8 protein-coding genes are annotated in these 14,386 nt (G+C 52.7%); 6 read left to right on the forward strand and 2 right to left on the reverse strand.

Annotated elements, in window-relative coordinates; all coding sequences use genetic code 11:
• Positions 1-158: 158 nt before the first annotated feature.
• From ACO1NT_RS05900 to ACO1NT_RS05925, 6 genes are all read left to right on the forward strand, one after another.
• Entirely contained in the window at positions 159-1,349 is a 1,191-nt protein-coding gene (locus ACO1NT_RS05900; protein WP_449047548.1) for an exo-beta-N-acetylmuramidase NamZ family protein, read from the forward strand.
• A gap of 47 nt (positions 1,350-1,396) precedes the next feature.
• A complete protein-coding gene (locus tag ACO1NT_RS05905; RefSeq protein ID WP_449047498.1) occupies positions 1,397-4,900 on the forward strand; it encodes a SusC/RagA family TonB-linked outer membrane protein in 3,504 nt (1,167 codons plus the stop codon).
• Between the two features lie 11 nt (positions 4,901-4,911).
• A complete protein-coding gene (locus ACO1NT_RS05910; RefSeq protein WP_449047499.1) occupies positions 4,912-6,750 on the forward strand; it encodes a RagB/SusD family nutrient uptake outer membrane protein in 1,839 nt (612 codons plus the stop codon).
• A 76-nt stretch (positions 6,751-6,826) separates the two neighbouring features.
• The gene (locus tag ACO1NT_RS05915; protein ID WP_449047500.1) at positions 6,827-10,456 is read left to right on the forward strand and encodes a glycoside hydrolase family 9 protein; all 3,630 of its coding nucleotides are present in this window, start codon (positions 6,827-6,829) and stop codon (positions 10,454-10,456) included.
• A gap of 162 nt (positions 10,457-10,618) precedes the next feature.
• A complete protein-coding gene (gene murQ, locus ACO1NT_RS05920; RefSeq protein ID WP_449047501.1) occupies positions 10,619-11,434 on the forward strand; it encodes an N-acetylmuramic acid 6-phosphate etherase in 816 nt (271 codons plus the stop codon).
• Between the two features lie 13 nt (positions 11,435-11,447).
• A complete protein-coding gene (locus tag ACO1NT_RS05925) occupies positions 11,448-12,932 on the forward strand; it encodes a sodium:solute symporter (RefSeq protein ID WP_449047502.1) in 1,485 nt (494 codons plus the stop codon).
• Positions 12,933-12,953: 21 nt separating this feature from the next.
• On the opposite strand, the gene ACO1NT_RS05930 is transcribed toward ACO1NT_RS05925, so the two are convergent.
• Positions 12,954-13,388: an RrF2 family transcriptional regulator gene (locus ACO1NT_RS05930; protein ID WP_449047503.1), complete on the reverse strand. Its 435-nt coding sequence runs from the start codon at positions 13,386-13,388 to the stop codon at positions 12,954-12,956.
• An 84-nt stretch (positions 13,389-13,472) separates the two neighbouring features.
• Positions 13,473-14,333: a DUF808 domain-containing protein gene (locus ACO1NT_RS05935; RefSeq protein WP_449047504.1), complete on the reverse strand. Its 861-nt coding sequence runs from the start codon at positions 14,331-14,333 to the stop codon at positions 13,473-13,475.
• Between the last annotated feature and the right edge of the window lie 53 nt (positions 14,334-14,386).

Genomic DNA, 14,386 nt, shown 5'->3' on the forward strand with positions numbered 1-14,386 from the left:
GTTTGCATGCTTTTGTTTAAAAAACACGCAACAACATGCATTATTATGGGAAATATTACCTAACATTGTATGTCCAATTTGATGTAGCCTTAAAATGACGTATGGGTTTTTTTTCGACAAATAAGAAGAGCGCGAAACGGGGATCGTTTTTCGCTTTGATGTTATTTCCCTTGATTGCCGTATTAGCATGCGGTGGCAACGCCCAGCAACGTGCCGAAGACGTTGCCGATACCACCGACGATGCAGGCATTCGTACCGGTGCCGAGCAGCTCAATCGTTACTTGCCCTTACTGGCTGGCAAGAAGGTGGGTATGATGGGTAACCAAACCTCGGTGGTGGGCGACCGCCATTTAGTGGATGTACTGTTGGAAGAGAAGGTGGACTTACGGTTTGCCTTTGCCCCCGAGCATGGTTTTCGCGGCAATATCGAGCGGGGGGAGAAGGTATCGAATGATGTTGACGAGGAAACGGGCCTTCCGCTATATTCGTTATACGGCAAAAATGAAAAAGCCGATTCCATCGTTGCCTCCGTGGACGTGATGTTGTTTGACCTTCAGGATGTGGGTGCACGGTTTTATACGTATATCACATCCATGCACCGTGTGATGCAGCTGTGTGCCAAAAACGGAACAAAACTGATTGTGTTGGACCGTCCCAATCCTAATGGTGACCAGGTGGATGGGCCGGTACGTAAGGACGATAAATTCAAATCGAACGTAAGCTACCACAAGATCGCGATGATCCATGGGCTCACCGTTGGCGAATTGGCTATGATGATTAATGGCGAAGGGTGGCTCGATGGCGGCGCGCAGTGCGACCTCGAGGTCATCACGGTGCAAAATTACGACCATAGCACCCCGTACGAACTGCCGGTTATCCCGTCGCCCAGCCTGCCCAACCAACTCTCCGTACGCCTGTACATGTCACTGTGCCTATTTGAGGGTACAGACATCAGCGTGGGGCGGGGCACGGACTGGCCTTTCCAGGTGTTGGGCTATCCCGATCCGGTGTTTGGCGACTTTACGTTCACGCCCGGCACACGTACCGGCATGGCCGCCCATGTGGAACAGCAGGGCAACGAATGCTATGGCTTGGACCTCCGCGGCTTGGAGCCCCAGGAGCAGGCCTTTACGCTCAAGTACCTCATCGATTTCTATAAGAAAGCACCATTCAAAGACAAGTTTTTCTCGCGCCCCGAGTTTTTCGACAAGCTTGCCGGTACCGACGAATTGCGGAAGCAGATTATTGCCGGGCAAAGCGAAGCCGACATCCGGGAATCGTGGGCGGCCGATTTGGCCGCGTATAAAGCCATGCGTAAGCCATACTTGCTGTATCCTGATTTTGAATAGTTTTTATACCAAATTATATCGCATTAACTAACTAAACGCTTAAGAAAATGAGAAAACTAATACGATTCTCGATGATGATTGCGCTAAGCGTGATGCTTTGGGCCTTCGGTCCGACCGGAGCGAAAGCAATGCTCGACCGTTCGGAGACGGTGGGTGCAATGTTGTCAAACCTACCGGATGCGGAACAGCAGACGGTCAGGGGCACGGTATCGGGCCCGGAAGGACCGCTGCCAGGTGTCAGTGTGTCGGTCGTCGGCGGCGAAGCGGCCACGAGTACCGACGAAAACGGTAATTTTTCGATTTCCGCCACTATGGGCAGTACCCTGCACTTTTCCATGATCGGATTTACATCACAGGACGTGGAAGTGACCTCCGCAACCATGGCGGTGGCCCTGCAACCTGCCGGTCGCAGCATCGACGAGGTAGTGGTGGTGGGCTACGGAACGCAGCGGCGGGGCAACCTCACCGGAGCGGTTTCAACAATCAGCGTGAAAGAAAACTTAGAGGCGAGACCAATCGCCGATGTGGGTAGGGCCATCCAGGGGACAACACCCGGGTTAAGCGTGACGCTTCCAAGCGGCGAGATCGGGTCTGATCCCGTAATCCGTATACGGGGGCAAATTGCTTCCATACAAGGGCTGGCAAACGGGGGCACCCAAACCCAGCCGTTGATTTTGCTGGACAACGTGGAAATCCCCAGCATCACGCTCGTCAACCCCCTCGATGTTGAATCCATCACGGTGTTAAAAGATGCTGCCGCTTCTTCGATATATGGAGCCAAAGCGGCATTCGGCGTTGTTTTAATCACGACCAAGCAAGGTACCGGAATCGAAAAACCCCAAATCACGTATTCCAATAACTTTTCTTTTCAAAACCCCTGGAAAGACTTACGGATGGCACAACTGAATGGGTTGAAATATTCGCTGGATGCCGTAAACCGGGTTGGCGGTTCAATTACCGGCGCGTTTTATAAAGTCGATAGCGCAAGCTACGCCCGTGCGGTCGATTGGCACAATAGGTATGGCGGATCTATTGGAATGGACGACCCGACAGTGTATGGTCGGGATTGGTATTTCGAACCGGGCGGACCTTACAAATTTGGGTTACGTACGTATGATCCCTATGAAGCGATGGTGCGTGAATGGGCGCCCACACAGCAGCACAACCTGAGCATCGCGGGCACTTCCGGAAAGACTTCGTACAATCTCGGTTTGGGTCTGTTGGATCAAAGCGGGATGATGAAGCCGGCGAAGAAAGATCAGTTTACCCGATACAATGCGTCGTTGCGCGTGACCAGTGAAATCAATAAATACTTTACAGCGCGAGCGGGTGTGTTGTATTCCCAACGAAACAAAGAATACCCATACGTGACCAGCTCAACCACGGCCGACCCATGGCTCTATCTCTTCAGGTGGAGTCCGGTTTATCCGCTTGGCAATGACGAGAATGGAGATCCTATTCGCAGTCCCGCTAGCGAAGCAGCGGCGGCAAATACCGCAAGTTTGCTGTATAACTATTTGAACCTAAACCTCGGGGGGACGGTGACGCTTATGGATAATTGGACGGTCGACTTTGATTATACATATGCCAACCAAGGACACGTTTGGGACCGACCGGGGACGAAGTACACCGCCCGCAACTCATGGGTGGCACCCCAGGCACGGGTTGATGAGGATGGTAACCCCGTTTATGTGAATTCTGCTGGAGAAGTGGTGTCAAGTACCGCAGAGGGAGCGATGCCAGCTTATGATCTGGGATTGGAAACATACACAGCACCTGGATCGAACCCGGACCATATTTACAAGCTTTCCGAGAACCTGAATAAACATACCATTAATGCTTTTACAACCTATAACCTAGGCTTGGAAGGTGGGCATGACTTTAAGTTCATGCTCGGGATGAATCGAGTGACTGATGATTGGGCGAACCATTTTACCCAAGTAACCAATCTCATCGATATTGTAAATCCGCAGTTTCCCTATGGCATCGGCACGTGGACGGGAGACGGCGGTGAATTCTGGGAGGCGCAATTGGGGTATTTCGGTCGCGTCAACTATGCGTTTCAAAACAAATACCTCGTGGAGGCGAACTTGCGGTACGATGGTACCTCGAAATTCCCAACGGATCTGAAATGGCGCTGGTTCCCCTCGTTCTCGGCTGGATGGGTACTGAGTGAAGAAGGCTTTATGGAAGGTACGCGAGACTGGCTGGATCTTTTCAAATTCAGGGGCTCCTGGGGCACCATCGGTGATCAGACCGTGCCAAGCAATCTGTACGTTCCCACGATGGACATCGGACAATCTACCTGGATCGGTGGGGATGGCTCCCGTTCGTATTTTGTGGGTACCCCGAATGCCGTTGCGGCTGCGATTACCTGGCAGGACGTCACCACCTTGGATTTCGGGGTGGATGCGCGTTTCTCCAACAATAAATTTGGTTTTTCATTCGATTGGTATCAACGCAATACCGAAAACATGATTGTGCCGGCAGAAGGTGTGCCACCAACCTTCGGTTCTGATGCACCTCAAAGCAATTATGGGTCGTTGCGCACAAGGGGGTGGGAAGTTGCGGTGGACTTCAATCACCGCTTCGACAATGGCTTAGGAATCAATTTACGGGGGAATATTTCCGATGCGAAGTCGGTCATCATGGAATACGGAACAACGCAGAGCGTAAACAGCTATTATGTGGGGAAAACATATGGTGAAATCTGGGGGTATCGCACGGATCGGCTGTATCAATACGCTGATTTTGAATTGGGCCCCGATGGTGAGCCGCAGCTGATTACATTGACCGAAGCGGAAAGTGCAAAATATGCGGGACGGAAAGCCTATAAGCTCAAGCCGGGGCCGAACGGCGAAAAACCCGTTTACCAAGCCTTCCTGCAAAATAGTGCAGACTTTTATTTCGGCCCTGGCGATGTTAAATTCGTGGATGTAAACGGAGATGGCGAACTGGATAACGGAAGCCAGCTTGTGGGCGATCACGGTGATTGGGAAGTCATCGGCAACTTCACTCCGCGATATGAATACGGTTTCCGGTTAGGTGCTGATTACAGGGGCGTTGACTTCGCTGTCTTCTTCCAGGGCGTAGGCAGCCGCGAAGTGTGGGGTGGTGGTAATTTGGCCATTCCCGGATTCCATACTTCAGATGGAGCCATGCCCGCGGCGATTGCGGACGATTATTGGACGCCCAAGAATACCGATGCCTTCTATCCAGCAGCCTACAATAACGCAGGGAACAACACGAATAACAACATGCAGCGGCAATCCAGGTACTTGCTGGATATGTCTTATTTGCGTATCAAGAACATTTCGTTAGGTTATTCGCTGCCGGTGTCATTATTGAGCCAGATAGGTATCAATTCCCTACGGGTTTATACATCGCTGGAGAACTTTGTCACATGGGATAACCTGAATGGCCTGCCCATCGATCCCGAGGCGGTAGCCGGCTTCTCCATGTGGAACGATACGAATTATAATTTGAGCCGTACGGGCATGGGAACCCCGGCTTTCAAAAGTGTATCATTTGGTGTTCAGTTGAACTTCTAAACGTTAAAACGATGAAATTTCCAACTCAATTCATATACAGTATATGCACGGCATCGTTGTTGATTGCCGGATGTAACGACGATCTCCTGGATCGGCCACCACTGACCGAACCTGTCGATGATAATTTCTGGCGGAATGAAACGGATGTCCGGCTCTTCGCTAACGGCTTCTATTCTCAGTATTTTGTGGGCTACGATAGTGGATGGGGTGTTGACTATACACCGGTGAGGGGCTATACCTTTTCAGACGATGTGACCAGCCGCAACGTGCAGGCGCACTTTGAAAACAGCGTACCGGCAACCCGGAGTTCTACCGACGAGGACGCGGCTTGGATGAGCCAATACGCCGGTCCTACGTGGAATTTCTCGTGGGTGCGCAAAGCCAATATTTTTATTAACCGGCTGGAGAATATTGCACAAACCAATTTGGAGGCCGAAGCCTATAATCACTGGGTGGCGGTAGCACGTTTTTTCCGCGGCTTTGAGTACAGCCGCCTGGTCCACGTATTCGGCGATGTGCCGTATTACGATCATGTGGTAGCCGATGATGCATGGGATGAATTGTATAAAGACCGTGACGATCGCGGCGTGGTGATGGATGCCGTGTACGACGATTTCAAGTTCGTGATGGATAACATCCGGGTCGATGATGGGAAGCAAATGCTCAATAAGTATATTGCTGCTGCGTTTATCTCCCGTTTTATGCTGTTTGAGGGTACATTCCAGCATTATCATGGGCTGGATGCAGAACGGGCGAAAAAATACCTTGAATTTGCCGTTGAGGCGGCTGCGTTTGCGATGAGCGGCCCCTATTCGTTTGAAAGCGATTTCAAGAGCCTTTTCGCTTCGGAGAGCCTGGATGGCAACCCGGAAATATTGATGTGGCGGACGTATGATGCCGCATTGGGTGTCACCCACCACATCGGCTCTTATAATAACGGCACGGAAGGGCAGCCCGCAGGCGCGAATCTCGAGTTTGTTAAATCATTTATCTGTAATGACGGCCAGGTTTGGCAGCATTCGACAATCGCTGATGCGTCCAGTTTTTCGATAACCGACCTAGCTGTAACGCGTGATCCCCGCTTTGAAGCAACCATATTTGAAGATCCCCGCCCCGCATCGGCTTCGTTATTCTATACCTATAAGTTTGCCTCGCGCGAGGCCATGACCTATATCGGGCAAAGTTATCCGCCTGCCTGGGGAAGCAATACCAATACTAACGATGCACCCGTGATGCGGTTGGCCGAGCCTGTATTGAACTGGATTGAGGCCAAAGCCGTATTGGCCGAGTTCTTTGGTGGCCCTGCGGTAACGCAAGGCGATCTCGATGCCTCCATCAACGCGATCCGTAATCGGCCATTGGATGAGGCCGCCATCGCAAAAGGCGTACAGAAAACGGCACCATTGATGCTTGCCGCGCTTCCGGACGATCCCGACCGTGATGCCGACGTGTCGGCACTGATTTGGGAAATCCGCCGCGAACGGCGCATGGAATTTTTCTATGAGCATACGCGGTTGCTGGATATAAAACGGTGGGGAAAAATTGAGTATATGGATTTCAGTACCGACCCGGATTATTTCCTCGGCCCGTGGATAGCTGTTGAAGAGGACATACCCGTCCTCCTATCCGAAAGTAATGAAGGGGTGTTGAAAGTGCAGAAACAAGATGGAACAATTGTGACCTACAACGGTTCCAATGCAGCTGATATGGTTGGGTTTTACATGATCGAAAATGCGGCGAACCGCAATGCATTTGGCAGCGAAGTTTACATGGCGCCGGTGGGTCAATCGCAGATTATCGATTATGAAGAACGTGGCTACACCCTTACCCAAACCATAGGTTGGGAATAGCACGTGCCTTGAACACACTAAATTTGACTAATCATAAAAAAGGTCGCCCTTAACGGGGCGACCTTGCTAAAGGCAGATGAGCGAGCAGATGACGGCTAATAAACGATCCTATCTATTAAAACCAATGGCGCTGTTGAAGGTGCTGGTGCTGTTGACGGTACTGACCGCGCATGCCCAGCCCTTCGAATTTGCGCACGTCACCGATACGCATGTGGGCAGCGCCACGGGCGCGGACGACCTGCGGCGTACGGTAGCCGATATCAATGCCAATCCCGACCTCGACTTCGTTATCCTGTCGGGCGACGTCACCGAGTTCGGCTCGGATGAGGAGCTTTTGCTGGCCAAGCGGATATTGGATAGCCTCAACATCCCCTGGCATGTTATTCCGGGCAACCACGATACCAACTGGTCCGAAAGCGGAGGCAACAGCTTCCGTGAGGTGTTCGGTGGTGAAACCTTTGCCTTCGTGCACAAGGGGTACTTCTTTGTGGGTACCAACTCGGGCCCCAACATGCGCATGAGCCCCGGCCAGGTACCCCGCGAAAACCTGGTTTGGATGGATTCCCTCTTCGCCGCGCATCCCGATGTGGATATGCCGCTCATCTATGTGAACCACTACCCGCAAGACTCGTCACTCAACAACTGGTTCGAAGCACTCGACCGTGTAAAGACGCGCAATGTGCAACTCTTTTTCTGTGGCCACGGGCATCAGAACAAACCATACGACTTCGAGGGTATCCCCGGCATCATGGGTCGTTCCAACCTGCGGGCTAAAGATACCGTAGGTGGTTACAACATCGTTACCATCGGCAACGGCCGCGCTATTTACCAAGAACGCAATCCCGGCGTAGGCACCCAACCTGCCTGGGCGACCATTCCCTTGGTAAACCACCATTTCAAGTCGGAACGCCGCTACTATCACCGGCCCAGCTACGACGTGAATACGCGGCATGCCGCTGTGCGCGAAGCATGGTCGTTCCAAGACGATAGCGATATCGGTGCCGGACTCGCCGCTTACAAGCAACTCGTGATAACAGCCAATACCGCTGGGCAGGTTTATGCGCTCGATGCGCAGACCGGCCACAAGGTGTGGGCTTTTCAAACGGGTGGCAAGGTATACTCCACTCCCGCGGTGTGGAAAGACTACGTAGTGGTAGGCTCTACCGACCGCTACATCTACGGGCTGGACGCCAAAACAGGGAAGGAGCAGTGGCAGTACGCTACGGAAAAAGCGGTGCTGGGTTCGCCGTTAGTGCACAAAGGCGTCGCTTATATCGGTGCTTCCGATGGCGTGTTCCGCGCCATCGACATCAAGTCGGGCCAGCTGCGCTGGTCGTTCGATGCGGTGAAAGGCTACGTGTCTGGCAAACCGCTTCTGTATGACCATACGTTGTATTTCGGTTCGTGGGGCAACGGTTTCTACGCGATCGATCCGGCCGATGGCCAGCTAAAATGGGAGTGGTCCAACGGCGCTTCAAGCCGTATGCTTTCACCGGCGGCATGCTACCCCGTGGGCGCCAATGGCCGCGTGTTTATCGTGGCGCCCGATCGGTATATGACCGCGTTGGATGCACGTACGGGTGCAGAGGTATGGCGCAAGAAAATCGACAGTATCCGTGTCCGCGAATCCATGGGCTTATCTGAAGATGGCAAGCTCGTGTATGTGAAAACCATGGATGGCGAGGTGCTTGGTGTTTCCACCACGGCAGATACCATGCGGATCGACTGGACTTCGGCACTGCAGTTGCCTTACGAACTTACCCCCTCGGCCCTTGCCGCCAACGATGGGCAGGTGTTCGTGCCCAGCCATTCCGGATTGGTGAGCGGCCTCGACGCCGCCAGCGGCGCGGTGGTATGGCAGTATAAACTGTCCAATGCCATGGTAAACCCCATGCTCCCACTCAAAGGGCAGCTGGTAGCCAGTACCATGGATGGAAAGGTGGTCTGCTTAACCTACGGCGACCCCGAAAAGCGGGCTTGGATCCGCATCAACCAATTGGGTTACACCCCCTTGGGCATCAAAGTGGCTGTATTGGGCAGCAAAGGTAAGCAGCGCTTTCGCGAGTTTGCGCTTATCGATGCGCAAACCGGCGAAACGGTCTATAGCGCGCGTACCGGCGAGAATTTCGGGGCCTACGGACCGTTCCGTACCTCTTACCGGCTTGATTTTTCGGCACATGCCGATACCGGTACGTACTACCTCGAAGTGGGTGGCGCACGCTCGCCGCAGTTCCGCATTGCGGCCAACGTGTACGATGGTGCGGCCGATTTCGCGCTTCGCTATATGCGGCAGCAGCGCACGCTGTTCAACCCGTTCCTACAGGATAGTTGCCATACGCACGATGGGTTTACGCTGTATGCTGCCGGCGCAGGCTTACCCGATAGCACGCACATCGATGTGGCCGGCGGCTGGCACGATGCATCCGACTATTTGCAATATGCCACCACCTCCGCCAATGCCACGTATCACCTATTGGCCGCATACCACGATTTTCCAGATGTGTTCCAAGACCATAAGCAAGCCAATGGCCTGAATGGCGCCAATCAAGTGGCCGACGTGCTGGACGAAGCCAAATGGGGGCTGGACTGGCTGCTGAAAATGCATCCCCAACCCCACCTCCTGTTCAATCAGATTGCAGACGATAGGGACCACGCAGGCATGCGCATGCCGGGCGAAGACGACTTTTATGGCCGTGGTTACGAACGACCGGTGTACTTTGTGAGCGGAGAGCCGCAGCAGCGCGGCAAGTTCATGAACCATACCACGGGCACCAGCTCTACCGCGGCCAAATTCACGAGTGCCTTCAATTTGGGCAGCACGGTCTTCGAGCAGGTAGACCATGCATATGCCCAGTTGCTGCGCAACAAGGCCACCACCGCATATGCTTTTGCCAACAAGAAGCCAGGCGTTACGCAGACGGCTTCGGTGAAATCGCCCTACATCTATGCCGAAGACAATTGGGTGGATGATATGGCCCTGGCCGCAGCCACCCAGTGGCAAGCCACCGGCAGTAAGCGGTTCCTGGATGAGGCGCTTAGCTATGCGAAGCGGGAACCCGTAACGCCGTGGATGGCGAGCGACACCGCGGCACATTATCAGTGGTATCCCTTTATCAATTTAGGGCATCGTGAGCTGGCTCGGCACCTGGAAGGTCATCGGCGAGAAGAGGTAGTCGCCTATTACCGCGAGGGTATCGAACAGGTATGGGCGCGTGCCGGGCAGAATGCATTTTACCGCGGGGTACCCTTCATCTGGTGCAGCAACAACCTTACCACAGCCTTCGCCATCCAATGCCAATGGTACCGAGAGCTGGCAAACGATGATACCTTCGCCCAATTGGAGCAAGCCAACTTCGATTGGCTCTTCGGTTGCAACCCGTGGGGCACGAGCATGGTGTATGGCCTGCCGGCGTGGGGTGATACCCCCACCGATCCCCATTCGGCCTTCACCCACTTGGATCGTTATCCGATAGACGGCGGGTTGGTGGATGGCCCGGTATTTGGCAGCATATTCAGCAATCTTATCGGTATCCGGCTCACCAAGCCCGATGCGCATGCGCCGTTCCAATCGGACTTGGCCGTGTACCACGACGACTATGGCGATTACAGTACCAACGAGCCGACCATGGATGGCACGGCGTCGCTGATTTACCTATTGGCGGCTAAAGAGCAGCAAGCGCGTGAGGAGGCGCGGTCAAAAAAGTAGTGTTAAAACGGATAGATGAATTATTTCGGTAATCTTTAATCGTTTTTTCTTTACTTTAACGACATTTTAGTTGCCCAAAAGCAAAATGACGGACAATGGCGAGACGGAATAGTCTACGGACACCGGGTGCGTTGCCGATTACTATATAACAATGAGAGCGAGATGACAAATACGACGGAGCAAGAATCAAATTATCAGCATTTAGACCAGATGACCGTAGGCGAGTTGTTGGTCAACATCAACAATGAAGATCAGACAGTGGCAACAGCCGTACAGCGGGCTATCCCCCAGATTGAGCGCCTTATCGAAGCCACGGTGGCTTCCATGAAAGCGGGAGGGCGGTTGTTTTACATCGGTGCCGGTACCAGCGGTCGGTTAGGCATCCTCGATGCTTCGGAATGCCCACCCACATTCGGGGTGCCCTACGACTGGATCATCGGCATCATCGCCGGCGGCGACACAGCCATCCGAAAAGCCGTTGAATTTGCAGAAGACGATGTGGAACAAGCCTGGATCGACCTGCAAGAGCATGGTATCAACAGCAAAGATGTGGTGGTGGGCATCGCCGCATCCGGTGGCACACCTTATGTTCTTGGTGCCCTTAAACAAGCCAATGCGGCTGGACTCGTTACCGGATGTATTGTCTGTAACGCAGGCACCTCTATAGCCGAGGCCGCAACGTATCCCATCGAGGTCATCGTGGGGCCCGAGTTTGTTACGGGCTCTACCCGCATGAAAGCCGGTACTGCCCAAAAGCTCGTACTCAATATGGTCAGCACCACGGTGATGATCCAATTGGGCCGCGTAAAGGGAAATAAGATGGTCGATATGCAACTGACCAACAACAAACTATTCAGCCGGGGTATCCGCATCATTATGGAAGAAACCGGCATCGATGCGCAAACCGCCTCGGATTTACTCGAAAAACACGGCAGCGTGCGCAAAGCCATTGAACACTCCCGCGTAACGGACCATTAAATTCCATATCGGCATGACCCCTTCAGTCCTCCTTCTTTTTTTGGTGGTTTATTTCAGTCTGTTGCTTGGCGTGGCGTACTTCACCTCGCGCAAGTCGGCCGATAACGCCACTTTTTTCGTAGCCAACCGTAGTGCCAAGTGGTATATGGTGGCATTCGGCATGATTGGCACCGCCCTGTCGGGTGTAACGTTTATCTCCGTGCCGGGCGCAGTGGGTAATAGTGACTTCGGCTATTTCCAGTTTATCCTCGGTAATGCGGTGGGATTTATCATCATCGCCTATGTGCTGCTGCCCCTGTATTACCGCATGAACCTCACCTCCATCTACACGTACCTGGAGGAGCGCCTTGGCCACAGGAGTTATAAGACGGGTGCCATGATTTTCCTGATATCGCGCACCATCGGCTCGGCTTTCCGCCTCTATTTGGTGGCTATCATTTTGCAATGGTTTATTTTCGACGCGTGGAATGTCCCTTTTGCCGTTACCATCGCACTGTGCTTGCTGCTCATCTGGTTATATACCAACAAGGGCGGGCTAAAGACCATCATCATCACAGACATGATGCAGACCTTTTTTTTGGTATTGGCGGTCATCTTATCCATCTATTTCATGGCCGATAGCTTGGGTTTGAGCTTGTTGGAGACCATCGAGACGGTAAAGGAAAGCAGCTACTCGAAGATTTTCTTTTGGGATGACCTATTGGGCGACCGCATCCATTTCTGGAAACATTTCCTTGGTGGTATCTTCGTTACGGTGGCTATGACCGGGCTGGACCAAGACTTGATGCAGAAGAACCTAAGTATGAAAACGATTGGTGAGGCGCAGAAAAATATGCTCACCTTTACGGGTATCTTCGTGGTCATCAATCTCTTTTTCCTATCCGTAGGGGCGCTGTTATATATCTACGCTGGCCAGAATGGGATAGATCTGGCGAATATGCCTACGCCGGATTACCTATACCCGGAGATAGCCCTCCACCACTTGGCCATTGTGCCCGGTATTGTGTTCATGATGGGCCTCACCGCGGCGACATTTGCCACTACCGATTCGGCACTCACGGCGCTCACCACTTCCTTTTGCGTCGACTTCCTCAATTTCAATAAGAAAATAGATCCCAACGACCGCGCACTGGTACGCACGCGCAACCGCGTGCATTTTGGTTTTTCGATTGTGATGTTGTTGGTTATCTTGGTGTTCAGGGTCATCAATGACGATTCCGTGGTCAATGCGATCTTTACCGCGGCCAGCTACACCTATGGACCGCTGTTGGGGCTGTTCGCTTTCGGTATCCTCACCAAGCTGCCGGTGGCCGATCGGCTTGTACCTTACATCTGCGTACTGTCGCCCCTCCTTTGCTACGTGGCCAATACGTACGTCGTGGTGCCCTATACGGCCTATGCTGTGGGCTTTGAGTTGATTATTTACAACGGCTTGCTCACCTGGTTGATGCTGTGGGCCACCTCGTCCTTGGGTAAACCCCGGCCGCACGCCGTTTAAAAGGACGGGTACTTCCAGTAATCAGTCTAGCGATAGCCGTTTTTCCTTGCTGATGATGTCGGCTACACTGGTGTCGTTGAGGATCTGCAGCATGGCATCACGCACGTCGACAAAGGTATCGCGGATACCACATACTTCCTCTTCTTTGCACTCATCGCATTTGCGGTAGAAATTGAGGCTTACGCAGGGCAGCAGTGCGATGGGCCCATCGATGAGGCGCATCACCTGCGACAGGCGGATGTCTTCCGGGGCCTTATTGAGGCTGTAGCCGCCTCCTGCTCCTTTTTTGCTGTACAGGATGCCTGCATTGCGCATCTCCAGCAGGATCTGTTCGAGGAACTTCTTGGGAATACGTTCAGCCTCCGCGATACGCTGGATCTGCATGGGTTCCTTACCGTAATTCCGGCCTAATACAATCAGTGCCTTGATGGCGTATTTCGTTTTCTTGGATAACATCCCTGATATCTAGTGGTTTCTCAACTAACAAAGATAGCAATAATTTCCGGTCGATTTATCTCGGTATTTCCGGCAATGCAGATGCTATCGTTTGCCAAATATCCACTTCCCCGCACTCACCAATGCCACAGCGACCAGCCCGCCGGCTATGCCGAGTGCCAATTCTTTGACAATGGACGGTACGTTGGGCAATATATGGTGGAAATAGTCGATGTTGTGGATAAAGATACCACCCGAGACCAAAAGCAGGGCGATAGTGCCAATTACCGCCAGGCTCTTGATGACGATTGGCAGCGATTTCACCAACAAGTTTCCCAGTACAAACAACCCTCCCCTCTCGTTGCTATGTTTGATGAGGCGATGCCCGGCATCGTCCATGCGCACAATGAGGGCCACGATGCCGTATACACCTACCGTTGCCAACAGGGCAACCACCGAGACGGTCAGTATCTGGATAGACAGGCTTTTGTCGAGCACCGTGCCGAGGGCGATGATGACAATCTCCACCGATAGGATGAAATCGGTGGTGACGGCCGATCTGATTTTCGTTTTCTCGGCATCGACCGGTTGCTCCTGCTGCTCTTCGATTACTTCGTGTCCTTTTTTCTGCCGATGGAATACAAACTCGATGATCTTTTCCACGCCTTCGTATGCCAGGTAAAACCCGCCCATGACGAGGACCACTTTGATGGCCGCCGGAAAAAGGGCATTCAACAGCAAGGCCACGGGGATGATGATCAGCTTGTTTAAAAAAGAACCTTTTGTGATGGCCCACAGTACCGGTAGCTCGCGCGATGCCAGGAATCCCGTTGCTTTTTCCGCGTTTACCGCGAGGTCGTCTCCCAAAATACCCGCGGTTTTGCGCGTGGCGATTTTACTGGTCACGGCCACGTCATCCATCAATGCTGCAATATCGTCTAAAACCGCAAAAAAACCTGATGCCATTGTCTGTTAAATTGTTGTGGCTGTAAAAATATCAATTTCGCGGCATTATCAAA

The organism is Parapedobacter sp. (assembly GCF_053550995.1).

Excerpts from the sequence above, each read along its gene's own strand:
- ACO1NT_RS05915 (WP_449047500.1), top strand. The coding sequence starts at position 6,827 with ATGAGCGAGCAGATGACGGCTAATAAACGATCCTATCTATTAAAACCA.
- ACO1NT_RS05905 (WP_449047498.1), top strand. The coding sequence starts at position 1,397 with ATGAGAAAACTAATACGATTCTCGATGATGATTGCGCTAAGCGTGATG.
- ACO1NT_RS05900 (WP_449047548.1), top strand. The coding sequence starts at position 159 with ATGTTATTTCCCTTGATTGCCGTATTAGCATGCGGTGGCAACGCCCAG.
- ACO1NT_RS05910 (WP_449047499.1), top strand. The coding sequence starts at position 4,912 with ATGAAATTTCCAACTCAATTCATATACAGTATATGCACGGCATCGTTG.
- ACO1NT_RS05930 (WP_449047503.1), bottom strand. The coding sequence starts at position 13,388 with ATGTTATCCAAGAAAACGAAATACGCCATCAAGGCACTGATTGTATTA.
- ACO1NT_RS05925 (WP_449047502.1), top strand. The coding sequence starts at position 11,448 with ATGACCCCTTCAGTCCTCCTTCTTTTTTTGGTGGTTTATTTCAGTCTG.
- ACO1NT_RS05935 (WP_449047504.1), bottom strand. The coding sequence starts at position 14,333 with ATGGCATCAGGTTTTTTTGCGGTTTTAGACGATATTGCAGCATTGATG.
- murQ (WP_449047501.1), top strand. The coding sequence starts at position 10,619 with ATGACAAATACGACGGAGCAAGAATCAAATTATCAGCATTTAGACCAG.